Source organism: Leptolyngbya sp. AS-A5, assembly GCF_039962495.1.
In the GTDB taxonomy this organism is placed as follows: Bacteria; Cyanobacteriota; Cyanobacteriia; order Leptolyngbyales; family Leptolyngbyaceae; genus Leptolyngbya.
The window spans coordinates 17,720-39,994 of record NZ_JAMPLL010000023.1 but is presented as its reverse complement, the minus strand read 5'-3'; the positions used below and the strand labels follow the sequence as shown (position 1 = coordinate 39,994).

23 protein-coding genes are annotated in these 22,275 nt (G+C 48.3%); 16 read left to right on the top strand and 7 right to left on the bottom strand.

Annotated elements, in window-relative coordinates; translation table 11 throughout:
* Position 1: 1 nt before the first annotated feature.
* Together NC980_RS20240 and NC980_RS20235 are read left to right on the top strand one after the other, a co-directional pair.
* Positions 2-1,132 (top strand): ATP-binding protein, encoded by a 1,131-nt coding sequence (locus NC980_RS20240; protein WP_190375936.1) that lies wholly within the window; start codon positions 2-4, stop codon positions 1,130-1,132.
* Entirely contained in the window at positions 1,110-1,835 is a 726-nt protein-coding gene (locus NC980_RS20235) for a response regulator (RefSeq protein WP_190375935.1), read from the top strand. The genes NC980_RS20240 and NC980_RS20235 overlap by 23 nt, the downstream gene beginning before the upstream one ends.
* A 74-nt stretch (positions 1,836-1,909) precedes the next feature.
* Here the strand turns inward: NC980_RS20235 and rpe are convergent, their stop codons facing one another.
* Positions 1,910-2,605: a ribulose-phosphate 3-epimerase gene (gene rpe / locus NC980_RS20230; protein ID WP_190375934.1), complete on the bottom strand. Its 696-nt coding sequence runs from the start codon at positions 2,603-2,605 to the stop codon at positions 1,910-1,912.
* 128 nt (positions 2,606-2,733) lie between these two features.
* Between rpe and NC980_RS20225 the strand changes: the two genes are divergently transcribed.
* Positions 2,734-4,335 carry a S8 family serine peptidase gene (locus NC980_RS20225; RefSeq protein ID WP_190375933.1) on the top strand — a complete coding sequence of 534 codons (1,602 nt, stop codon included), beginning with the start codon at positions 2,734-2,736 and terminating at the stop codon, positions 4,333-4,335.
* A gap of 145 nt (positions 4,336-4,480) precedes the next feature.
* Positions 4,481-5,779, top strand: coding sequence for a serpin family protein (locus NC980_RS20220; RefSeq protein WP_190375932.1), 1,299 nt, complete (start codon positions 4,481-4,483; stop codon positions 5,777-5,779).
* Positions 5,780-5,943: 164 nt separating this feature from the next.
* Here the strand turns inward: NC980_RS20220 and pntB are convergent, their stop codons facing one another.
* Both pntB and pntA read right to left on the bottom strand, forming a co-directional pair.
* Positions 5,944-7,332, bottom strand: a complete 1,389-nt coding sequence (gene pntB, locus NC980_RS20215; RefSeq protein ID WP_190375931.1) for a Re/Si-specific NAD(P)(+) transhydrogenase subunit beta — start codon at positions 7,330-7,332, stop codon at positions 5,944-5,946.
* A gap of 9 nt (positions 7,333-7,341) precedes the next feature.
* Positions 7,342-8,946 carry a Re/Si-specific NAD(P)(+) transhydrogenase subunit alpha gene (gene pntA / locus NC980_RS20210; RefSeq protein ID WP_190375930.1) on the bottom strand — a complete coding sequence of 535 codons (1,605 nt, stop codon included), beginning with the start codon at positions 8,944-8,946 and terminating at the stop codon, positions 7,342-7,344.
* A gap of 551 nt (positions 8,947-9,497) precedes the next feature.
* Here pntA and NC980_RS20205 point away from each other — a divergent pair.
* The 11 genes from NC980_RS20205 (at position 9,498) to NC980_RS20155 (ending at position 17,538) form a co-directional block, all read left to right on the top strand.
* The gene (locus NC980_RS20205; RefSeq protein WP_190375929.1) at positions 9,498-10,010 is read left to right on the top strand and encodes a DUF2808 domain-containing protein; all 513 of its coding nucleotides are present in this window, start codon (positions 9,498-9,500) and stop codon (positions 10,008-10,010) included.
* 88 nt (positions 10,011-10,098) lie between these two features.
* A complete protein-coding gene (rpmH, locus tag NC980_RS20200; RefSeq protein WP_071837142.1) occupies positions 10,099-10,245 on the top strand; it encodes a 50S ribosomal protein L34 in 147 nt (48 codons plus the stop codon).
* A gap of 8 nt (positions 10,246-10,253) precedes the next feature.
* Entirely contained in the window at positions 10,254-10,601 is a 348-nt protein-coding gene (rnpA, locus tag NC980_RS20195) for a ribonuclease P protein component (protein ID WP_190375928.1), read from the top strand.
* Positions 10,591-10,989, top strand: a complete 399-nt coding sequence (locus NC980_RS20190; protein WP_190375927.1) for a PH domain-containing protein — start codon at positions 10,591-10,593, stop codon at positions 10,987-10,989. Before rnpA ends, NC980_RS20190 begins: the two co-directional genes overlap by 11 nt.
* Positions 10,990-11,084: 95 nt before the next feature.
* Positions 11,085-12,239: a membrane protein insertase YidC gene (gene yidC / locus NC980_RS20185; protein WP_190375926.1), complete on the top strand. Its 1,155-nt coding sequence runs from the start codon at positions 11,085-11,087 to the stop codon at positions 12,237-12,239.
* A 9-nt stretch (positions 12,240-12,248) separates the two neighbouring features.
* Positions 12,249-12,752 carry a R3H domain-containing nucleic acid-binding protein gene (locus tag NC980_RS20180; protein ID WP_190375925.1) on the top strand — a complete coding sequence of 168 codons (504 nt, stop codon included), beginning with the start codon at positions 12,249-12,251 and terminating at the stop codon, positions 12,750-12,752.
* 110 nt (positions 12,753-12,862) lie between these two features.
* Positions 12,863-13,363 (top strand): YceD family protein, encoded by a 501-nt coding sequence (locus tag NC980_RS20175; RefSeq protein WP_190375924.1) that lies wholly within the window; start codon positions 12,863-12,865, stop codon positions 13,361-13,363.
* Positions 13,364-13,410: 47 nt separating this feature from the next.
* Positions 13,411-14,934, top strand: a complete 1,524-nt coding sequence (locus NC980_RS20170; protein ID WP_190375923.1) for an AAA family ATPase — start codon at positions 13,411-13,413, stop codon at positions 14,932-14,934.
* A gap of 3 nt (positions 14,935-14,937) precedes the next feature.
* A complete protein-coding gene (locus tag NC980_RS20165) occupies positions 14,938-15,375 on the top strand; it encodes a DUF29 domain-containing protein (protein ID WP_190375922.1) in 438 nt (145 codons plus the stop codon).
* Positions 15,376-15,395: 20 nt separating this feature from the next.
* Positions 15,396-16,145 carry a class I SAM-dependent methyltransferase gene (locus NC980_RS20160; protein ID WP_190375921.1) on the top strand — a complete coding sequence of 250 codons (750 nt, stop codon included), beginning with the start codon at positions 15,396-15,398 and terminating at the stop codon, positions 16,143-16,145.
* A 64-nt stretch (positions 16,146-16,209) separates the two neighbouring features.
* The gene (locus NC980_RS20155) at positions 16,210-17,538 is read left to right on the top strand and encodes an ATP-binding protein (protein ID WP_190375920.1); all 1,329 of its coding nucleotides are present in this window, start codon (positions 16,210-16,212) and stop codon (positions 17,536-17,538) included.
* A 65-nt stretch (positions 17,539-17,603) separates the two neighbouring features.
* Here NC980_RS20155 and NC980_RS20150 read toward each other — a convergent pair whose 3' ends face one another.
* The 4 genes from NC980_RS20150 to def all read right to left on the bottom strand — a co-directional run bounded on the left by NC980_RS20150 (position 17,604) and on the right by def (position 21,091).
* Positions 17,604-18,614, bottom strand: a complete 1,011-nt coding sequence (locus tag NC980_RS20150; RefSeq protein ID WP_190375919.1) for a hypothetical protein — start codon at positions 18,612-18,614, stop codon at positions 17,604-17,606.
* 151 nt (positions 18,615-18,765) lie between these two features.
* Positions 18,766-20,112, bottom strand: coding sequence for a PrsW family glutamic-type intramembrane protease (locus tag NC980_RS20145; RefSeq protein WP_190375918.1), 1,347 nt, complete (start codon positions 20,110-20,112; stop codon positions 18,766-18,768).
* A 152-nt stretch (positions 20,113-20,264) separates the two neighbouring features.
* Positions 20,265-20,468 carry a hypothetical protein gene (locus tag NC980_RS20140; protein ID WP_190375917.1) on the bottom strand — a complete coding sequence of 68 codons (204 nt, stop codon included), beginning with the start codon at positions 20,466-20,468 and terminating at the stop codon, positions 20,265-20,267.
* A gap of 59 nt (positions 20,469-20,527) precedes the next feature.
* Positions 20,528-21,091, bottom strand: a complete 564-nt coding sequence (gene def, locus NC980_RS20135; RefSeq protein WP_190375916.1) for a peptide deformylase — start codon at positions 21,089-21,091, stop codon at positions 20,528-20,530.
* Positions 21,092-21,254: 163 nt separating this feature from the next.
* Between def and NC980_RS20130 the strand changes: the two genes are divergently transcribed.
* Entirely contained in the window at positions 21,255-22,154 is a 900-nt protein-coding gene (locus tag NC980_RS20130) for an ABC transporter permease (RefSeq protein WP_190375915.1), read from the top strand.
* Positions 22,155-22,275 lie beyond the last annotated feature (121 nt).

Sequence of the window (22,275 nt, the reverse complement as noted above, 5' to 3'; positions counted from 1 at the left end):
TATGTCTACTGCTAAAATACTCATCGTTGAGGATGAAAGTATTATCGCCTTGGATATCCAAACAAGCTTACAGAATGCCGGATATCAAGTCGTTTCGATCGCAACCACCGCAGAAGAAGCGCTGAGTGATATCACACACCTGCAACCCGACTTGGTATTAATGGATATTCGCTTATCAGGTGAAATGGATGGAGTCGAGACAGCGGAGAAAATCCGTAAAAATTGGCAGTTGCCTGTAGTTTTTTTGACGGCTCATACCGATGAACCAACCTTAGCGCGAGCTAAAAATGTTCAGCCTTTCGGCTATATTCTAAAGCCCTTTGAAGACCGAGAATTAGTCACAGCGGTTGAGATTGCTTTGTCGCGGCACAAAGCAGAGAGGATGATTCAATCTGCGCTGAAAAAAGAGAAAGAAATCAGCGAACTAAAATCGAGATTTGTGTCAGTTGTATCGCATGAATTTCGCAATCCATTGAATACAATTTTGTTTTCAACGGAACTGCTGCAACGCTACGGAACTCAAATTACTGAGCAAAAAAAGGCAACGTATCTCGAACGCATTCAAGACTCTGTTAAACGAATGCACCAGCTTTTGACGGATGTGTTAACGGTCGGAGAAACCGAGGCAGGAAAGCTACAGTTTATCCCGCAGTCGTTAGATCTCATTCGATTCTGTAAAGAGCTTGTTGACGAATTTCACCTCACCGACAAGCGCAAAAGTTCGATCGCGTTTTCTTACAATGAGACGAATGGGAGTCATTCCCGCCTTGATGAGCGGTTACTGCGCCACATTTTGACCAATTTATTATCGAATGCAGTGAAATACTCCCCTAGCGGTGAGTTGATTGACTTTAGATTAGAGCTGAGCGATCGTAGCGCTGTGTTTCAGATTCGCGATCGTGGCATTGGCATTCCAAAATCGGAGCAAACGGATTTGTTTCAATCGTTTCATCGTGCTAGCAATGCAAAATCGATTCCAGGGACGGGCTTAGGCTTGTCGATCGTGAAACAATGCGTTGATCTGCACGGCGGCACGATTACCGTTGAGAGCGAGGAAAATCAGGGAACTCTAGTTACAGTCACGCTACCGATAAATAGACAGTCCACGTATGAAAACGATCCTCGTGATTGAAGACGAACAAACCGTTCGAGAGTCGATTTTAGATTTGCTGGAAGCTGAGGGATTTCGGGGAATTGGCGGCGAGAATGGTCAGATTGGGGTGCAACTGGCACATGATCATCATCCAGATTTGATCTTGTGTGACGTGACGATGCCCGACTGTGATGGCTTCTCTGTGCTGACTCAACTCCGCACCTCGCCCGATACGTCTGGAATTCCGTTTATTTTTCTCTCTGCTCGCAGCGCCAAAACTGACCAGCGCCAAGGCATGGAACTCGGTGCGGACGACTATCTGACCAAGCCCTGCACGGCGACGGATTTGCTAGGGGCGGTGGTCGGTCGCTTGGCAAAATATGAGGCGTTAGCGGAGTGCTATTCGCGCCAGGTTAAGCCAGCCATGCCAGAAAAAGCGAAAAGTCAGCCCGTTTCTTTGCCTGTAACTGCGCCACAGGTTTCTGGAACACGCGATGGTTTGCTGAACCATTTCTATCAGGAGCTTCGCAATCCGCTTTCTAATATCAATATGGCGCTGCATTTATTGAGATTAGGGCGAGTTGGACAGGAATCAGCGATCGACATCTTAGAGCGCGACTACGGGCGGGAGTTGGCGGTGCTGCAAGCGGTGTATCAGCTTCAGGAGCATCTGATTCCAGAGAGCGCTGAACTGCTGCGGAACTGTAATTTAGCTCAAATTATGAGCGAAGACTCAGTTTGATCGAGGGATGGAATGCAAAAAAGCCGATCGCACTACTGCGATCGACTTTTTTGGCTTAATCGAAATTGAATCAATTAAACGGTTGCAAGTTCCGGTGCGGGGCGCTTGCTGTTGCGAATTCCTTCGATCGCGGCTGCATAATCGGGAGCATTAAATACCGCAGAACCCGCAACGATCGCGTTTGCACCGGCTTCGATCACTTGCCAGGTGTTGTTCGCTTTTAAGCCACCATCGACTTCGATCCAAGGATCGAGTCCGCGCTCATCGCACATCTGACGCAGCTTACGAATTTTCGGCAACACACCGGGAATAAAGCTTTGTCCACCAAATCCAGGGTTAACGCTCATAATCAGAACCAGATCGCAGAGTTCCAGAACATAGTCGATCAGCTCCAAGGGGCTACCCGGATTGAGCACAACTCCTGCTTTCTTGCCGTACTCTTTGATCTGTCCCAGAGTGCGGTGCAGGTGCGGCGAGGCGTTGTGTTCCGCGTGAACGTAGATGTGATCCGCTCCAGCTTTAGCAAAATCACCAACGTATTTTTCTGGCTCTACAATCATCAAGTGGACATCCAGTGGCTTTTGGGTCACAGGACGGATTGCTTCAACGATCAGGGGGCCGATCGTAATGTTCGGCACAAACCGACCATCCATCACATCAACGTGAATCCAGTCGGCTCCGGCGGCATCAACCGCACGAATTTCGTCGCCTAACCGACTAAAATCAGCAGAGAGAATCGAAGGTGCAATGACGATCGGTTTATTGGACATGACGGTGTGTTCCCCTTGGAGAGCATGATTTTGTGATCAGTTTAACAAATTGTGAAGGCTTTCTCTCAGATTTTGGTCAGGGTTTGCACAAATCTTAGGAATAAATACTCAAAAACGGAGCGTGAAGGATGAAATGGCTGGTGGGACTTGGTGGAATGTGGATTGCAGTTGCCGCACAAGCGATGCCTATAGCAGAAAGCTCGATCGGTGCCTCTGGCATTGATGCACTCCGGCTTCAGCAGGCTCCCTACAATCTCACTGGAAAGAAGATTGCGATCGGGCAAGTAGAAATCGGACGACCTCCTCGATTTGGTGTGGATAAAGCCAGTACAACGAATCAGACGATCGACTTAACGCGAGTGTTTTTCCGCAATCAGCCCGCAAAAACGAATACAAACTTGGATACTCATGCGGCTCAGGTTGCGAGTGTGATGATCGGGGATAGTAAAGCGGTGCGAGGAGTTGCGCCAGATGCTCGGCTTTATTCTTCTGCCGCAGCCACTCCACAGCGCAGCGGACAAGCCGAGGAATGTCTTTCAGCCCAGCAGGTCACCTTGCAGAATGGGGGGGATGTGAGAGCAATTAACTTTAGCTTTGGGGAAGCATTGCAGCAAGATCCGCGCCCGAATGCTCGATTAGACGGAAATGCACTTCTAACCCAATGTATTGATTGGTTATCAGTGAAGCATAATTCTTTGTTCATCGTGGCAGGGAATCAAGGAAAAGGCGGCATTCCGATTCCAACGGATAGCTATAACGGCATGACAGTTTCGTTCACACGGCGAGTCGGAGCGGAGTATGCAAAAATTGATTTTTCAAATATTGGAGATACTTATCCGCGCATTTTTAAGCGCAACGATGGCGTTGAGACGAGCTTAGGAGGTCGTCGATCACTCTCGCTCACGGCCCCGGGAAGTAAGATTAACGTCGCAAATCTCAGGGGTAAACAAACGACCGCCGTTGGCTCAAGTTTCGCGGCTCCTCATGTGACCGCAACCGTGGCACTGTTGCAGGAATTTGGTGATCGACAACTCCGCGCTGGTTGTAAAGGGGGCTGTAAATTACCTTGGACAACGGATGCTCGTCGTCATGAAGTGATGAAAGCGGTACTGATGAATTCTGCTGACAAAATCAAAGACAAAGGCGATGGGCGATTGCTCGGAATGACGCGCACGATCGTAGAGAAAGACAATAAAACTTGGCTGGATTCTGATGCGTATAAAGACCGCAAAATTCCCTTGAATATTCAGATGGGAGCCGGACAACTGAATGCGTTCCGAGCGTATCAGCAGTTTAGTGCAGGAGAGTGGAAACCGGATAAAGCGGTTCCCACGATCGGATGGAACTACGACAAAATCGAAACGAAGAAATCGGTACAGGACTACCTGATCGAGAAGCCTTTGCTCCAAGGAAGCTATGTTTCTGCAACCTTAGCCTGGAATCGATTGATTGAGCTAAACGATCGCAATCGCAACGGTGAATTTGAAATTGGGGAGAGCTTTCGCGATCGGGGACTGAATAAGCTGGATCTTTACCTGATGCGGGCGGAAGACAATGATATTCGTCGGGCTATCTGGTCATCGGTCAGTGACATTGATAGTGTGCAGCATATTTTCTATCCAGTGCCAGCAACCGGACGTTATAAAATTCGGGTCGTTTTCCGTCAACAAGTGAATCAGCCCGTACAATCCTATGCGCTGGCATGGTGGACGGCTCCGTCTCAAAAATAGTAACGCGCTCTCTACGCAATTGTGGAATTGGTTAATGTAGCCATAGATAGCGGATTCATCGAGGCGCTACACAATTAAGGTCTACACAATTGAGGTCTATTGGAATTGGTCGATCGATCAATTCCAAATTTTCTTGGAGAGGAGTATGGTCATCACTCAACGCGTGAAATCTCTTAAAGTTGGAGTTGCACTGATCGCTACACTGATTGCGATTAGCGCGATTTCTTGTTCTGGTTCAGCAAGCTCACAAAATCCTAAACTAGAGATTAGTCAGGGTACGCGCTCGCGTACCCGTGTAGCAGAGCTATCGAAACCCGTTCAAGCAGTCAATCCGAAAATTGTGGAAGCCAATACAAAGTTTGGGTTTAAGTTGTTTTCTGAGGTTCTGAAGCAAGATCGCAACAAGAATGTGTTTGTCTCGCCTTCGAGTGTGGCGATCGCGCTTTCGATGGCGTACAACGGTGCTAACGGTGAAACAAAAGCAGCAATGGCAAAAGCGCTAGAGTTTCAAGGCATGACGCTTGAACAAGTTAACCAGGCGCATCGTGATTTAAGAGCGGCTCTCGAAAAAGCTGATCCAAAAGTTCAACTGTCGATCGCGAATTCACTTTGGGCAAAACAAGGAGTTGCCTTTAATTCAAGCTTCTTAGAGAGAAATGCAAAATTCTACGATGCGAAGGTTAAATCTTTAGATTTCGATCAGCCTAGTGCGTCTGATGAGATTAATGGCTGGGTGAAGGAAAGTACACGCGGCAAAATTCCGAAGATTATCGATCGCATTAATCCAAATGATGTGATGTTTTTGATCAATGCGATTTACTTCAAAGGTCAATGGACAGATGAGTTTGATAAAAGCAATACACAAACCCGACCCTTTTCGCTAACGAATGGCTCAAAAAAACAAGTGCCTTTGATGAAGCGGCAAGGCAAGTATCGCTATGCTGAAACAGATCAATTTCAGGCGATTAGCTTACCTTACGGCGATCGACGCTTAAGCATGTATGTATTTCTGCCCAAGTCGAACTTAGCTGAATTTCAGAAGACTTTAACGGTTCAGAATTGGCAAACTTGGATGAGGCAATTTAGCAGCCGTGATGGAGAGATTCAACTGCCCCGCTTCAAGATGGATTATGAGGTCGAGCTAAAAACGGCGCTATCAGCGATCGGCATGGGTGTTGCGTTTGATGATGCTGCGGATTTCTCTGGTCTAAGTAAAGCAACCACTAAAATTGACCAAGTCAAACATAAGACGTTTGTTGAAGTGAACGAGGAAGGAACGGAGGCGGCCGCAGTGACTTCGATTGGGATTGTTACAACTTCGCTTCCGATCGAACAAGCGCCGTTTAAGATGACTGTCGATCGACCATTCTTCTGTGCAATTCGGGACAATCGAACCGGTGAAATTTTGTTTATGGGGTCGATCGTCAATCCAGAGTCCAAGTAGTTGAACGCGCGATCGTGATTCAGAGAGGAATAGCGATCGCTTTGCAAACCATTTCAAACAAAAAATCGCCTATTGAATGACTCCAATGAGGCGATTACCATGACGTTTGACCTTGAAAAGACGTAAAAGCGCTAAGCTTCTACGGTTGCGAGCTGCAACGGGGTTTAGGCGACGACCAATGCGTTAAGTTGATTCAGAATCGCATCCGTGTTCTTCTTCGCATCGCCAAAAAGCATATGAGTGTTTTCCTTGTAAAACAGTGGGTTCTCAACGCCTGCGTATCCACTTCCAAGACTGCGCTTCAGCACGATCGTAGTCTTCGCCTTCCATACTTCTAGAACGGGCATTCCTGCGATCGAGCAGCTTGGATCTTCCACAGCGCTAGGGTTGACGGTATCATTCGCGCCAATCACTAGCACAACATCCGTTTCAGCAAAATCATCATTGATCTCATCCATTTCTAGAACAATGTCATAGGGTACTTTCGCCTCAGCAAGTAACACATTCATGTGTCCTGGAAGCCTTCCGGCGACGGGATGAATGCCGAATCGAACATGAATACCACGACTTCGCAAGATTTTTGTAATCTCAGAAATCGGGTGCTGTGCTTGCGCCACCGCCATGCCGTAGCCTGGAACAATGATCACACTGTTAGCATTCTCTAATTGCTCAACGGCTTCCTCAATTGAAATCGATTTAGCTTCTCCGGTGATCTCCCTAGCGTTAGAACGATTGCCTGTTCCAAATCCACCTAAAATTACACTGATAAACGATCGATTCATCGCCTTACACATGATGTAGCTCAGAATCGCACCACTACTTCCGACTAATGCACCGGTGATGATCAAGAGATCATTCGACAACATAAATCCAGCCGCCGCCGCAGCCCAGCCAGAGTAGCTATTCAACATGGAAATCACAACGGGCATATCTGCACCGCCGATCGCCATAACTAGATGCACACCCAAAACACCCGCCAGTACACACATGATTAACAGTGCTGTGATTGATTGATGAGCTAAGAACTGTGCTCCTAATCCTACACAAGCCGCTAACAATCCAATGTTTAATAGATGCCGGCCTGGAAGCAATAGCGACTTACTGCTGATTAATCCTCGCAGCTTTCCAAACGCTACGATCGATCCCGTAAATGTTACCGCCCCAATAAACGCACCGATAAAAATTTCAGCTTGATGAATGGTTGCTTCTGCCCCAATTAAAGTTTGCGGTTGTAGATGGTTAGCAATTCCCACCAGTACCGCAGCCATTCCAACAAAGCTATGCAGCATTGCAACTAGCTCAGGCATCTCAGTCATGGCAACTCGACTCGCCAATATTGCACCAATGATTGCCCCCGGTAGAATAACGGTTGCCAAAACTCCGTATCCGGTCACATCACTGCGAAGCACGGTTGCGAGAAATGCGATCGACATTCCTGCAATCCCATACCAATTTCCTTTGGTTGCGGTTTCCTGATTGGAAAGCCCGCTCAAGCTTAAAATAAACAATGCGCTGGCGGCAATGTAAGCCACATTAGAAAGACTGTCAAACATTGCACACCTCTATTGTTTTTGAAACATCTTAAGCATTCGCTGAGTTACTAAAAAGCCTCCAGCAATGTTAATCGTGCCGATCAGAACTGCGATCGCGCCTAAAATTGTTGTGGCGGAAGTTGGAGTTCCCGAAATTTGCAGCATTCCACCCAGGATGATGATGCCGCTAATGGCATTCGTCACACTCATCAAAGGAGTATGCAATGCAGGTTTCACATTCCAGATCACCTGCCATCCCACAAAGCAAGCTAAGACAAACACAGTGAAGTGACTGAGAAATGTGGAAGGCGCGATCGTTCCAATCCCCAGCAGTCCTACTCCTAAAAGCATTGTCCAAATCCAAGAGGGGATCGATCGCTGTTGAACAGTTGAAGCTTCAGCGGTAGGTGTTTCAGGCTTCTGTGATACAGGTGTAACCGTTTTCGGTAAGGGCGCAACCGTTTCGCCCTGATGCAGCACCAATGCCCCTCGAATCACTTCATCTTCTAAATCAACGCGATAGTTATCATTTCTACCCATATCATCGAGCAGATGGCACAGATTCTTGCCATAAAGCTGGCTTGCCTGCGCTGCCATTCGACTGGGTAAATCCGTTAGACCAATGACAGTTACGCCGTGATGTTGAGCAATCTCTCCAGGGTGTGTCACCTCACAGTTGCCGCCTTGCTCTGCTGCTAGATCGACAATGACAGAACCTTGTTTCATGCTCTCAACTATTGCTTTAGTGATTAAAGTTGGAGCTTTTTTCCCTGGAATCAATGCCGTCGTAATGATGATATCGACTTCTTTCGCCTGAGCGGCAAACAGTTCCATTTCGGCTTTGATAAACTCAGGACTCATGGTTTTTGCATAACCACCCTGCCCCGTACCGTCCTCCTCAAACGCTAACTCTAAGAACTCGGCTCCCAAGCTTTGCACCTGCTCTTTTACCGCCGGACGAGTATCAAATGCGCGAACAATTGCACCGAGCGATCGTGCGGTTCCCACTGCCGCCAGTCCTGCAACTCCAGCCCCAATCACCAGCACTTTCGCAGGGGGAACCTTGCCCGCTGCGGTGATTTGTCCTGTAAAAAACCGTCCAAACTGATGCGCTGCCTCGATCACGGCTCGATATCCAGCGATATTTGCCATCGAACTCAAAGCATCTAATTTCTGAGCGCGACTAATCCGAGGAACAGCATCCATCGCTAATACAGTCGCCTTACGATTCGCTAGATGTTCGACTAATTCTGGATGCTGTGCTGCCCAGATAAAACTAATTAGCGTCGTACCTTCGTGTAACAAGTCCGCTTCATGTTTGTTAAGTTGCGAATTCCAGATGGGGGGTCGAACTTTTAGAATCAAATCGGCATGAGACCAAAGCGTTTCAGTATCGACAATGATTCGACATCCAGCTTGTAAATAGGCTTCATCTGAAAAATTTGCAGCTTCCCCGGCTCCAGATTCAATCAATATCTCAAAGCCGTATTTTTGCAAAGTTTTTACAGTATCCGGCGTGGCAGCAACTCGACATTCTCCAGCATAAATTTCTTTTGGAATTCCAATTTTTCTATAAATAGCGGGAGACTGTTCAGGTTGTCCCGCCTCTGATTCCTTGTCGATCGCGATCGTCATGCTGTCTCCTCATTATGGCGTTTTGTAACAGCGATTCACTACGGTCTAAGCTTTTCTCAGTCATACTCGAAAACACAAGACAATAAATCCCTTGTGTTTCAAAAAGTAATCAAACAAGCAGATTTTCGGAAATTATAGATTCAGGAAATGTCAATGAAATAAAGATTTTTGCAAGTTTAGCTTCTCAAAGATTTAGTTAAAAAATGCTATGAAAATCGACAGATTTTATAATTTGAAATCTAAATTCAATCTGTTTAACATTCTTGCAAATCTTAATAGAACAAACGCTCTGTTAAACTTGACATTGATCGGTACAGAACCCGCTGTGACCTAAGCAACTCCAAAAGCTACACTTCTGGCTGGCGACACCCTTCCTTTACCACTGCTCGGTTTATTAGGAATTGACCCGGAGCAAATTTCTTAATCAGGAACAAAACGATCAACAATCGCGTCTTCACACCGTATCCCCCTATGCAGGTTCCTGCTACTCTCAGTATTAATTCACTTAACCCTTACTCATCTTTTTCTTTATGCTACTGAAAAGAAATTCAATGCGTTGCGCCGTTTCAGCCCTTGCGATCGCAGGTAGCCTCCTCGCAACTGTACCCTTGGGTGCGATCGCTCAAGGTTTACCGGGTCTGACGCTCTTCAGTGGCGTTGGAGCAGGCAAACAACTCAACTATCGACTTGACTTCGGCGGAAACACAGGCTCCTGGGATCGGTATCGCTTCCGGGTTCCCCGTGACAAAGTGAAAGTCGCGATCGCACAGTTCTCGATCGACTATCCCAACTACTTCAAAGGCACATTCGACCCGAAAGAAGTCGAACTGTTAGTCAACGACAAAAAAGTTGCGATTCAAGAAGTGAAGTGGGAAAAAGACAACTATGTAATCGAAATTTTCCCCCAAGAACCGGTTCCGGCTGGTTCTAACGTTGAAATGATTTTCTCAAACGTTCGCAACCCCAACAGCGGCGGTATGTTCTACTTCAACTGTCGCGTTTTGTCGCCTGGAGATGTCCCCTTACTGCGTGACATCGGCACCTGGATTGTGACGATTCAGTAACCGAAAATCGTGATACGCTAGTAGACTGTGACTTTTCCCACGGTCTACTTATTTTTTTGCTTGGGATTAATTTACTGGAGCCACAACTATGACAAAGCGCACTTTAGGCGGAACAAGCCGCAAACGGAGACGGGTATCAGGATTTCGCGCCCGGATGCGGACGAAAAATGGACAAAAAGTGATTCAAGCACGCCGTAGAAAAGGACGCTTGCGCCTCTCTGTTTCAAGTTCCTGATCCCGGTTTTGCTGCCTCAAGAAAATCGCCTGAAACATCGACGAGATTTTGATGCCGTTTATCAGCGAGGATTTCGTCGAGGTTCACGTTGTTTCACCCTAAGAGCGCTGAAATGCCTTGAACAGCCGACTCGTATCGGTATCTCAATTAGTAAAAAGGTGAGTAAACGCGCAGTGGTTCGCAACCGGATTAAACGCCAGGTTCGATCGATTTTGCGAAGTTTTCTCCCTCGCACGAAGCCGGGATATGCGATCGTCATTGGTGTGCGAATCGAAGCGACCGAGTGTGATTATTCTCAATATCTGCAAGAATTAGAGCAGCTATTGGTTAAAGCTGAGGTGCTGAATGGCAATTAAAGAAGAAGTCTTCTACGAAGGTGGGCCGCATATTGGGGACTTGATTATCAACGTTCTTCTAGGTTTTACCGTGATTTGTTTGCCGCTCACGGTTGGTTCGATCGTCCGAGCCCTTTGGCTGCGCTATCGCATTACTAATCGTCGCATTAGTGTCGTTGGCGGTTGGCAAGGGCGCGATCGGGCAGATGTTATTTATTCAGAAATCACGAAAGTCGTCACTGTCCCGCGCGGGATTGGAGCCTATGGCGATATGGTGTTAACCCTCCGCGACGGAAGCCGCATCGAATTACGAGCGATTCCCAAGTTCCGGGAAGTGTATGACTTTATCAACGAGCGGCTTTCAGACAGAGCCAAAAAAGTTAGTGGCAGTCTCGGAAGTCAACCTTAAAGTTGCCACCCTGAGCGCTACACTGGATTTGGCATTTTTGATTCTGATCAGGATGCCTTGATCACTTTAGACCCTATTAGGTAGACGTAAAGCGAATGGACTTTGGTGTAGGCTTCTTATCCAATAACGTGATGCTGCCGATCCTAGATTTTTTCTATGGGATCGTACCGAGCTATGGGTTGGCGATCGTAGCGTTGACTCTAGTCATTCGCTTTGCCCTCTATCCGCTTAGCGCAGGTTCAATCCGCAGTATGCGCCGCATGAAGGTGACTCAGCCGGTGATGCAAAAGCGCGTTAAAGAGATTCAGGAACGATATAAAAATGATCCTGCAAAACAGCAGGAAGAAATGAGCGGGATTTACAAGGAGTTTGGCAATCCGCTAGCGGGATGCTTTCCGGTCGTCTTGCAGATGCCAATTTTGTTTGCGCTGTTTGCGACGCTCAGAGGCTCACCCTTTTCAGATGTGCCTTATACGGTGAACTTTCAGATTGCGCCTCAAGCTCAAGTTGAGCAAGTTGCACCCCAAGCGTTTGTCACTTCGCCACAAAACATTTACGTGGCAGATGGTATTCACGCGAAAATTAGCGCGATCGCGCCGAGTGGTACGAAGTTGGCTGTCGGTGAGAAAACCAAGATTGAATTTCAAACCTTAGACGGCAAGCCATTTACGGAACTGGAAGCGCAATATAGCAGCAGCCTAACGCCGAGACTGAAAGCCACGACTGGCGCTGAGCGCATCAAGATTAACGAAGACGGCACGATCGAAGCGCTTCAGCCGGGAGATGCGACGGTTCAGGCATTTATTCCTGGATTGGCTGCGGACAAAGGCTTCTTGTTTATCGATCAGCTTGGGCGAGTCGGTGCAGTTGATCCAGATGGCACCTTCCACTGGGACATCATCGGTATGGTGGTTTTCTTTGGACTCAGCCTTTACATCAGCCAGTTGATTTCGGGACAAGGTTCGACAGGCAATCCTCAGCAAGACACTATCAACAAAGTTACGCCTGTGATCTTCTCTGGAATGTTCTTGTTCTTCCCCTTGCCTGCTGGTGTGCTGATGTACATGGTAATCGCGAACATTTTCCAGACGGCTCAAACCTTCCTTCTGTCGCGTGAACCGTTACCTGAAAATCTTCAGAAGTTAGTCGAAGCGGAAGCTGGGGCAACTGCGAAAGCTAGCGGTGGAAGTGCAAAGTCGGATGGCGATGATCCGCTCCCGTTTGAACCTGGTCGTAAGAAGAAGGCATAGTTGGGACGTATGGCTGAAACTCAATTGCAGCAACGGGGACAGCAGTGGCTCGAAACTTTTCTGAAGCTGGCTGCTTTTCCTGCAACCGTAACCACGGAAGTGCGAAATACCTTTGCTGAGAAAAGTTGCTGGTTGACGATCGACCATACTTCCCTCCAGCCTGCTCAGATCGAAGCGCTACTCGGTAATAATGGCGCGGTTCTTGATTCGATTCAGTATTTAGCAAGTGCGATTCTGAATATTGGTCAAGAAGAGCAGATTGCTTACACGATCGAAATCGATGGCTATCGCGATCAGCGACTGAAGGAACTGACTGCGATCGCTGAATCTGCCGCCAATCAAGTGCGAGAAACCGGTGAAGAGTACGAAATTAAAGCGCTTTCTTCAGCCGAGCGTCGTCAGGTGCATTCGATTCTTCAAAGCAGCGATCACATTGAAACTTACAGTCGGGGTCAAGAACCCGATCGGCGATTGGTGGTTCGTCTCGCTGGCTCTGGTTCAGACGAAGTATAGTTCGGATAAAATTCGTTAGACTAAGAAAGCGGGGGATTTGTACAAGCAAGTTTTCCGCTTTTTCCGTGTGAATCGCTCATTTGCGATCGTTCCCTTCAGCATCAAGCCGTATGGAAGCTATTCATATTCCCCGCCTGATTCATTGCCCTGAGCACACGCAGACGATCGAGTTCAAGACGCTCCTCGAAGATCTGAAAACTCTGACTCCAGTTCAAGGCTGGATTAAAATTACGCATCAAGGCAATTTTCTCGAAGTTTCTGCTTTGGCGGAAACGATCGTCACTTTAACCTGTCATCGCTGTTTGCAGCAGTTTAATCATCGATTAGCGATCGAGTCGAGCGAGATGATTTGGCTCGATGAGACGGCTGATCAACTGGAGGAACTGCCGCTCGATCGCGATCTTTCAATGGACGATCTGGTTGAAGCGCTGCCGCCGAACGGTTACTTTGATCCAGAAGCTTGGCTGTATGAGCAGCTTTCGCTCGAAATTCCCCAGCGCCAACTCTGTGAGCAAGACTGTAAGGGCATTGAAGTAGTGGACGAGATTAAAAATCCAGGGATTGATAGCCGTTGGGCAGCCTTACAGACGTTGAAGGGTCATCTCAATTAGCTTGATGTTGTACGGTAGAAGAAAGACCGTACAACATCAAGCTATTTATGAGTTTTAGCGACGAATTCAACCTGCTAATCCGGGCGCGGTATCCGATTATCTATATTCCAACTCGTGAGGAAGAACGAGTCGAAGCCGCGATCGCTCAAACTGCGAAAGCACAAGGCGATCGTGCCGTCTATATCTGGGATTTTGTCGATGGCTATCAAGGCAATCCCAACGATGTCGGATTTGGAAAACGCAATCCCCTGCAAGCGCTTGAATTTGTTGAAAAACTGCCGATGAGTGCGCCCGCAGTTTTCATTTTGCGGGACTTTCACCGATTTTTAGAAGATATTTCGATTTCGCGGAAACTGAGAAATCTAGCTCGATTGCTGAAATCTCAGCCCAAAAATCTGGTGCTGTTATCGTCTCAAATTTCGATTCCTGATGATTTGAGCGAAGTGCTGACCGTGTTAGAGTTTCCGCTTCCGGGTGCAACGGAGATCAAAACTGAGATTGAACGGCTTCTCAGTGCAACAGGTCAGCGACTTGAGAATAAGACATTGGATGAATTGGTGCGATCGTGCCAGGGATTATCGATCGAGCGAATTCGGCGCGTTCTGGCACGGGCGTTCGCGCTCCACGGTGAACTGCGCCCGGATGATGTTGAACTGATTCTTGAGGAAAAGCGCCAAACCATCCGCCAAACTCAAATTCTCGATTTCTATCCAGCCAAAGAAGATATTTCAGATATTGGAGGATTGGATAACTTAAAAGATTGGCTACTCAGACGAGGCGGATCATTTAGCGATCGCGCTCGACAATACGGTCTGCCGCATCCGAAAGGCTTGATGCTAGTTGGAATTCAAGGAACGGGCAAATCGCTGACGGCAAAAGCGATCGCGCACCATTGGCATTTACCGTTACTGCGCTTGGATGTAGGACGATTGTTCGGTGGCTTAGTTGGGGAGTCAGAATCGCGCACTCGCCAAATGATTCAGCTTGCCGAGGCGCTTGCCCCCTGTGTGCTGTGGATCGATGAAATTGATAAAGCCTTTTCTGGGGTGGATGGTCGCAGCGATTCAGGCACGACCAGTCGGGTGTTCGGAACTTTTATTACCTGGATGGCGGAGAAGAAATCGCCGGTGTTCGTGGTTGCAACCGCCAACAATATTCAAGCGCTTCCACCAGAGATGCTAAGAAAAGGGCGATTTGATGAAATTTTCTTTGTGGGACTGCCGACGCAGGAAGAACGGCGATCGATCTTTTCCGTTCATCTTTCTCGCCTGCGTCCGCACAATTTGAAGCAATATGATCTCGATCGACTAGCCTACGAAACACCAGATTTCTCAGGAGCTGAGATCGAACAGACTTTAATTGAAGCGATGCACATTGGTTTTAGTCAGAATCGCGACTTTATGACCGATGACATTCTGGAAGCGGCAAGTCAGATCGTGCCACTAGCACGGACTGCCAAAGAACAGATTGATTTTCTGCAAGACTGGGCAGCCGCTGGAAAAGCGCGGCTTGCTTCAAAGCATAGTCAGTTAAGCGATCGTATCCAGCGCCAACTTCAACAACCGGAGTAACTCATGACTCAGGCAAAACCGCTTTACGAGACGGATTACGTTCAGTGGGTTGAGACAACCGTTGAGCGTCTCCGTGATCGCGACTATGACAGTATCGATTGGGAAAATTTGCTCGATGAAATTCAGGACATGGCACGAAGGCAGCGACGTAGCCTAAAAAGCAACTTAGTCGTGTTGCTGCATCTACTGAAATGGCAGTATCAGCCTGAAAAGCGCAGTAGTAGCTGGGAATCGAGTTTATTAGAACATCGATATCGCCTTCGAGATGATATTCAAGATTCTCCCAGCCTCAAGCCTTATCTTGAAGCGATTCTGGCTGAGTCCTACACCAGAGCGACAAAACAGGCGAAAGCTGAGACAAGCTTACCCTTAGCGACGTTTCCAATCGGTTGTCCCTATGAGATTGCAGCAATTCTCGATGATGATTTTTTGCCGAATTGAATGTGGCAACCAAGAAGACTATGAGTCAAACCTGGAATTCTGAGAAATATGCCAAGAACGCTCGCTTTGTTTCTGATTTAGGAATGCCTGTTGTTGAATGGTTGAACCCGAAACCAGAAGAAAGAATTCTAGATTTGGGATGCGGAGACGGGGCTTTGACGCTGAAACTGCAAGAGTTGGGCTGTGAAGTCGTTGGCGTAGACTCTAGTGCAGACTTTATTAATGCAGCACGATCGCTAGGATTAGAAGCTCATCTTATCGATGCTCACGAGCTTAATTTCATCAGTGAGTTTGATGCGGTATTTAGTAACGCTGCCTTGCACTGGATGAAGCAACCGGATCAAGTGATTCAGGGCGTATGGCAGGCATTGAAACCAGGAGGAAGATTTGTCGCTGAGTTTGGCGGCGATCGCAATGTCGTCACGATCGTCACCGCTTTACACGCTGCATTGCAACAGCGCGGAATTGATTCAGACCAAATTAATCCCTGGTACTTTCCCACGATCAAAGACTATCAATCCCAATTAGAGGCACAAGGATTTATCGTTAACAGAATCGCTCTAATTCCCCGCCCGACTCCGCTTCCGACTGGGATTCGAGGATGGCTTGCAACCTTTGCGAATCCTTTTACACAAGCGATCGCACCCTCCGAACGTGAGAGTTTCTTAGATGAAGTGATCGCCCGATTGCAGCCGGACTTATGTGACGATTCGGGGCAGTGGTTTGCGGATTACGTCAGATTGAGATTTGCAGCGAGTAAGCCGCTCTGATTTGCAATTCGTCGATCGTAAGCTTTAGTGCTACTCTAAGACTCTGAATTCCTATCCTAGTCTTATGTCTCAGCCTAAACTTACAAAGCGTGTTTCAACTGCCTTAGTCAATGCTCTAAGTGCAGGCGTTGTGCCACGAGTGGGGTTAGAGCATATTGCTGTGGGACGCGAAAAGGAAATTGCCGCAATCCGCCAAGATTTTGAGCATATCGCGAATGGCGGTGCGGCGTTTCGATTTGTGATTGGGCGGTATGGAGCCGGGAAAAGTTTCACGCTGCAACTGATTCGCAATTTGGCGATGGAAAGCGGATTTGTGGTTGCAGATGCGGACATCACACCCGATCGACGCTTAACGGGAAGCCAAGGGGCAGGAGTCGCAACTTACCGTGAACTGATGCGAAATTTGGCGACTAAAAGCCGTCCTGAAGGCGGGGCATTGACGATTATTCTGGAACGCTGGATCGCGGCAATTCAAGCGCAAGTGGCACAAGAAACCGGAATGAAGCCGAATGAAGAAGGCTTTGATCAGCAAGTCGAAGCGCGAATTCGATTAGTAACTCAGGATGTTGCAGATCTAGTCAATGGGTTTGATTTCGCGACGGTGATTATTGCGTATTGGACGGGATATCGATCGAATGATGACACGAAAAAAGAATCGGCACTGCGTTGGCTACGAGGAGAGTTTTCAACCAAAACCGAAGCAAAAGCAGCGTTAGGGGTTCGGGTAATCATTGATGACGATTCTTGGTATGACTACATTAAATTAATCGCTCGATTTGCGGCAGATATTGATTACAAAGGCTTGATTGTGATTCTCGATGAAGTGGTGCATTTATCGAAGATTCCAACTGCGATCGCACGTCAAAACAATTACGATAAGCTCCTTGCAATGTTCAACGATGCGATGCAGGGTAAAGTCAGTCACTTAGGAACGTTGATTGGTGGAACACCGCAGTTTTTAGAAGATCCGCGACGGGGATTGTATAGTGATCCGGCTTGGCAGCGTCGAACGGCGCAAAGTCGCGTGGTGCAATCGGATGCGATCGACACTAGCGCTCCAGTGATTCATCTTGACCCGCTGAATGATTCTGAGCTTCAGGGGTTATTGCAGCGAATTGCGATCGTCTTTTTTACTCACTATGAGTTGAACAAGCAGTTAACTTCGGATGAAATTTCTCGATTTATCGCAGCAGTACGGAGTGGCAGAGTCGGAACTGAAACGCGACTCACTCCAGGCGAGACTATTCGCGATTTTATGACCGCATTGAATCTAATACAGCAAAATTCGCATCTCAAATTCAATGAACTAATTAATACTCAGCAATACCAATCTGCAACAGTCAGAACAACACAACCCGCAACAGATGACGAATTTGCTGAATTCACGCTTTAAATAAAAAATTCGCTCTCTAAATTTTAAGGAAAATCTAGAGAGCGATCGAGCATTAACCTTTGCGACTAGAAGCCTGCAAAGTTATAGCCAATTCCCAGAAGAACGCCCACTGCAGCTTGACCCGTCACAGAAGCATTCACCGAAGCCGTTGCCGTAAACTGCGACGAAATGGGCACATCAATTCCACCTGTCAGCAGCAGACCGACATCACCGCCGCGACCTGTCGAAATGGCTGCACCGATTCCCAAAAAGGGAGCCGCCGTAAATCCTAAATCACCTGTTACACTTTCACCGAAGCTAAAGTCATAAGTGATAGGCAGAAGAATCGCTACATCGTCAGCAAACAACACAGATGGGCGAACCGAGAAATTCCGCGTTAAGCCAATTTTGCTTAATAACGCAAAGCTGCCTTCACCTAGAGCAATGTCGCCGTCGCCAATTCCAATGTTGCCGCCGACTCCGACGTAGCTAGAACCGGAACGGGTCGCACGACCAGGCGCAAACTCGCTAGTTGGCGTGGTTCCAGGGGTTGTCCCAGGAGTTGTGGTGTCGGGCGTGGTAGTCGTGCCCGGTGTTGTCGGTGTACCAGAAGGCGTGGTGGTCGTGCCAGAAGGCGTTGTTTCAGGCGTGGTGGTCGTGCCGCCCGGTGTTGTGGTCGTACCAGAAGGCGTGGTGGCGGGTGCAACGGGTGTTGCATCTTGTGTCGTGCTCGGAGTGGTATTGCTCGGTGTCGTATCTGCGGGGTTTGTCGGATTGCCCGCAGGAGTGTTTCCCGGAACCGATCGACCCGGAGCAATTTCGCTCGGTGTAGAAGGTGTCGTTTGTGCCACCGTAAAGCGAGCATCAGCCGCAAATCCTTGGCTTACAGGAAGCTGATTGATGCTGATCGCAGGTTGACCCAATGATGCTGCACCATTTGAAGCAACAGAACGGGTAGCAGCTTTAACTGTGCTGGGTTCTTGTGCATTCGCCTTGAGTTCACCTGCAACGAGCGCGATTGAAATAAGTGACAGCGGTAAAAAGAGTTTTAGCGCTGCTTTTGGCGCACTTGCGCCAAGGCGTGGATTCAAAGTCATAGTCGAATGATTATCGTTTGAGTTTAATGGCGATGCAGGCGTGGAAATACCTGTAATTCGAGCCTAATGCTCAAACTTGTAAACAACTTCTTACTTAAGTCCAAGTCAGAAGTTGTTCGGTGTATATCGCAGGATAGAGTTTTTCGTCGCGCTAGGATTTTAGGCGAGTAGCGAAGTTCTGCGATCGCGTGGGTGATATGCTCCGGGCTTTAAGGATTGCGGCAGCCAGAAAGGCGTAAGACACCATTCCCACTAATGCCAAAAGAATTTCGCTGACGCTTCCCATAACGTTCCAGAGAGCGTGAAGTCCAGACGCGGTTAAATAACCGATCAACAGGATCAACCAGCTTTGGCGCGATTTTAGGACTGCCAGCCCTATGAAGTATCCAAAGTAACCGCTATACGCCATGTGTCCTGCAGTTGCGCCTAATAACCGCGGGATCAGCACTTGTAAGCCACGCAGTTGATCCCATCCGGTTCCGAGTTGCAGCGATGTTGTTTGGATCATGTCGGGAACGTATTGCCCCAAAGTTTCTATTAGGGTAAAGCCAACGGCGGATGCTGCTCCTAGAAGGATGCCGTCCAGAGGTTCCCGGATGCCGACACGATCGTTCCATGGAGCAGGCAGAACGCGCCCAAGTAGAAACAACGCGCCTAACGGCAGTGCTTTTAGCAGTTCTTCCATGAGTCCCGCGCCAAAGAACATCCGAATGAATAACATCAACGGATTGATTGGTTCTCCGGGGGTTGGAACTTGTCCAGGCAGCACTTCTCGAAACAGTGCGACAAATAGCGGTAAGACGGGACTCCGGAGTAAGAAATAGGTTCCCATTGCCGAGAGAGCCATCACCCACCAAGGCTTGCGCTTTCCGCACAGTCGATAGACGAAATAAAATCCGACTAGGGCAATGTAACCTGCTAATAGACGGTTAAATAATAAAGGCTGTCCGACCGCAACGAATAAGCCCACGACAAAGACGATCGTCACCACACTCGGAACCAGGAAGGCTTTGTGCGTCAGTTCTCGTCCGGTGGAAACGATCGGAAACAGTTGCGTCAAGGTTACGGAATCGGCTGGAGTTAGAGACGGAGAAATTGCTTCTTGCTGAGTCGCCACTGCGACCTCGCGATTGAACTCTACCAGATACTCAAAAATATATTCAGGCCCATCATTGCCCAAAGACACGCGATCGCCCGACTGCAAAAGCTGACATCCTCGCAATTGCTGTCCATTTAGATAGGTGCCATTAGAACTGTTGAGGTCACAAATCCACCAGGCTGGGCGTTCCCCGGCATTCGGTTCACTGGGTCGCACTTCAGCATGACGACGCGAAACCGAGGCAAACCGCAGCGGATCGACGACAATTTGACAGCGAGGATCACGCCCGATCGCGATTACTGCGTCGATGGGTAGGGAATGTACCAGTAATTTGGGATCTGCAGGATCGTCGATCGACAGTTGCCGCAGGCAAGCGATCGGACTAATTTCGCCCGTCATGGGAGGAGTTCAAGCAGTAAGCGTTCGCTAGAACCATACAGTAAAACCAGGGAAATGATGATAATTTCCAGCACGTTATTCAAGATAGGGCTTCAGCCTTCCGATCTCGTTTGGATTTGAGCGGTCGGGAAACTCTAGAACTTTCTATCGTTCTATTGATTATTGGCTCTTGCATCGGCGACTGCGACGATGAAGCTGACGATCGTCAGCGGTGCGCTAATCGCCAAAATCGCTCCGGTGACTACAGTTCCATATTCAGGCTTTCCGGATGTGAGTTCAAACACGCACCCGACTGCTGCGATCGCGGCAACACAGGACATGCCCAGAAATAAACCGCTTTTCGGTGTCATTATCATAATTCTTTCCTCTAAGACTGAAAAACCGTCAGGAGTGCTGACGGCTTGTTTAGTCTTTATTATCCGACGGGACGGACATCATTTGCTGAGAAGCCGCGTTTTTTCAGTTCTTGGTTCAGCGCAAGTTTGTTTTCGACGCGATCGACAAACAGAACACCATTCAGATGATCGATTTCGTGCTGAATACAGCGCGACAATAATCCATCAGCAGCCAAGGTTCTCATCCGTCCGGTTTCGTCTTTGAAAGAAACTTCAATTTCTTCCGGGCGCTCGACATCGAGATATACACCGGGAATGCTGAGACAGCCTTCTTGACCACTACAGGTTGTCGTGCCTGATTTTTTAATCACGGGATTAATCAGCACCAGCGGCGGAACTTCGGGTTTATCTGGCTCGATGTCTACGACGATGATTTGCTTGTGGATGCCGACTTGAGGAGCCGCAAGCCCGATGCCGTCTTCGCTGTACATGGTTTGCAGCATTTGCCGGACGATTTCGCGCACTTCATCATCCACCTTCGCCACTCGTTTTGCAGGCTGACGCAACACGCGATCGCCCATGTGGTGCATCTGTAACGGTGGATTGTCTAATTTCTTCTTCTCGACCAAAACTGAGGAGGGCATGGGATGTGTCACCTAAAACTGAGGTTCAAAGGTCGGAGTGATTCCGTGTTGGTTCTATTTTAGCGAATGGGTGACGAATTCAGTGGGTAATCCGGATGCTGGTTTTAATTCTGAATGTTACAAGGGGGTCGCACTGTGAAAATTGTTTTGTGGGAGGAGGAGGATGTTTCGGTTCTTCACCAAGTTCGATTATTTGTGGCGTGAGACGTGGCTGGGCTTGCGGCGTGGCGGCTGGATGAATTGGGCAGCGGTGAGTATGGTGACGGTGCTGCTGTTTTTGTTTGGCATGAGTTTACAGGCTTCTTGGCAGTTGGAGAGCTTGCTGACTCAGTTTGGCAGTCAGCTTGAGGTTTCTGCTTATTTAGAAACTGGGGTGGCGGCGGATGTGCTGCGATCGGTGGTGGAAAAACTGCCGGAAGTGGCTTCGGTGCAGGATGTTTCTAAAGAGCAAGCCTGGAGTGGTTTGGTGCAAGAGTTGGGTTTGTCAAACTTAAAAGATGCAACGCAGCAGCTTCAAGGCAATCCGCTGGTGGATGAGTTACGGGTGAAGGCGCGATCGTCTGAGGCGGTTCCGGCTTTAGCGGAAAAATTAAAGAACATTCGTGGGATCGAAGAGGTTCAGTATGTGAGCGAAGCGGTTCAGAGAATGGCTCAACTGAGTCGGGGCTTTAACTCGATGAGTACAGCCATTATTGGGTTGCTGACCGCAACGGCGATCGCGGTGATCAATACGACGATTCGATTGATTGTGTTGGCGCGTCGCAAAGAGATTGAAGTGATGCAGCTTGTCGGCGCAACTCGAAGCTGGATCTATTTGCCGTTTCTGACTCAGGGTGTGGTGTTTGGGATTGCAGGATCGGTGATCGCTTTTATGCTGATTCAGGCGATCGGGAAATTTATCCGGCATCAATTGAGCGGACAAGCGGAGTTTGTGCAGTTTTTGACGACTGGGGCAGTTAGACCAATCGAGGCGATCACGCTGCCGTTGATTCTATTGGCGTTTGGCGCAATGGTTGGATTTGTGGGTAGTGTGTTGGCAGTGCGGCGATTTGCCAGGATTTGAGAAGAAGTTTAGGAAGGAGCGTGAGCACTGAAATTGCTCTCCGAATCACTGATACCGAATCAATTTATTAATGCGACAGATCTTGGAAGCCCCCTAAATCCCCCATACTGGGGGACTTTGA

Excerpts from the sequence above, each read along its gene's own strand:
- def (WP_190375916.1), bottom strand. The coding sequence starts at position 21,091 with ATGCCCTCCTCAGTTTTGGTCGAGAAGAAGAAATTAGACAATCCACCG.
- NC980_RS20240 (WP_190375936.1), top strand. The coding sequence starts at position 2 with ATGTCTACTGCTAAAATACTCATCGTTGAGGATGAAAGTATTATCGCC.
- pntB (WP_190375931.1), bottom strand. The coding sequence starts at position 7,332 with ATGTTTGACAGTCTTTCTAATGTGGCTTACATTGCCGCCAGCGCATTG.
- pntA (WP_190375930.1), bottom strand. The coding sequence starts at position 8,946 with ATGACGATCGCGATCGACAAGGAATCAGAGGCGGGACAACCTGAACAG.
- NC980_RS20190 (WP_190375927.1), top strand. The coding sequence starts at position 10,591 with ATGGCAATTAAAGAAGAAGTCTTCTACGAAGGTGGGCCGCATATTGGG.
- rpmH (WP_071837142.1), top strand. The coding sequence starts at position 10,099 with ATGACAAAGCGCACTTTAGGCGGAACAAGCCGCAAACGGAGACGGGTA.
- NC980_RS20170 (WP_190375923.1), top strand. The coding sequence starts at position 13,411 with ATGAGTTTTAGCGACGAATTCAACCTGCTAATCCGGGCGCGGTATCCG.
- NC980_RS20140 (WP_190375917.1), bottom strand. The coding sequence starts at position 20,468 with ATGATAATGACACCGAAAAGCGGTTTATTTCTGGGCATGTCCTGTGTT.
- NC980_RS20160 (WP_190375921.1), top strand. The coding sequence starts at position 15,396 with ATGAGTCAAACCTGGAATTCTGAGAAATATGCCAAGAACGCTCGCTTT.
- NC980_RS20225 (WP_190375933.1), top strand. The coding sequence starts at position 2,734 with ATGAAATGGCTGGTGGGACTTGGTGGAATGTGGATTGCAGTTGCCGCA.
- NC980_RS20150 (WP_190375919.1), bottom strand. The coding sequence starts at position 18,614 with ATGACTTTGAATCCACGCCTTGGCGCAAGTGCGCCAAAAGCAGCGCTA.
- NC980_RS20155 (WP_190375920.1), top strand. The coding sequence starts at position 16,210 with ATGTCTCAGCCTAAACTTACAAAGCGTGTTTCAACTGCCTTAGTCAAT.
- NC980_RS20220 (WP_190375932.1), top strand. The coding sequence starts at position 4,481 with ATGGTCATCACTCAACGCGTGAAATCTCTTAAAGTTGGAGTTGCACTG.
- NC980_RS20180 (WP_190375925.1), top strand. The coding sequence starts at position 12,249 with ATGGCTGAAACTCAATTGCAGCAACGGGGACAGCAGTGGCTCGAAACT.
- NC980_RS20130 (WP_190375915.1), top strand. The coding sequence starts at position 21,255 with ATGTTTCGGTTCTTCACCAAGTTCGATTATTTGTGGCGTGAGACGTGG.
- NC980_RS20235 (WP_190375935.1), top strand. The coding sequence starts at position 1,110 with ATGAAAACGATCCTCGTGATTGAAGACGAACAAACCGTTCGAGAGTCG.
- NC980_RS20175 (WP_190375924.1), top strand. The coding sequence starts at position 12,863 with ATGGAAGCTATTCATATTCCCCGCCTGATTCATTGCCCTGAGCACACG.
- yidC (WP_190375926.1), top strand. The coding sequence starts at position 11,085 with ATGGACTTTGGTGTAGGCTTCTTATCCAATAACGTGATGCTGCCGATC.
- NC980_RS20205 (WP_190375929.1), top strand. The coding sequence starts at position 9,498 with ATGCGTTGCGCCGTTTCAGCCCTTGCGATCGCAGGTAGCCTCCTCGCA.
- NC980_RS20165 (WP_190375922.1), top strand. The coding sequence starts at position 14,938 with ATGACTCAGGCAAAACCGCTTTACGAGACGGATTACGTTCAGTGGGTT.
- NC980_RS20145 (WP_190375918.1), bottom strand. The coding sequence starts at position 20,112 with ATGACGGGCGAAATTAGTCCGATCGCTTGCCTGCGGCAACTGTCGATC.
- rpe (WP_190375934.1), bottom strand. The coding sequence starts at position 2,605 with ATGTCCAATAAACCGATCGTCATTGCACCTTCGATTCTCTCTGCTGAT.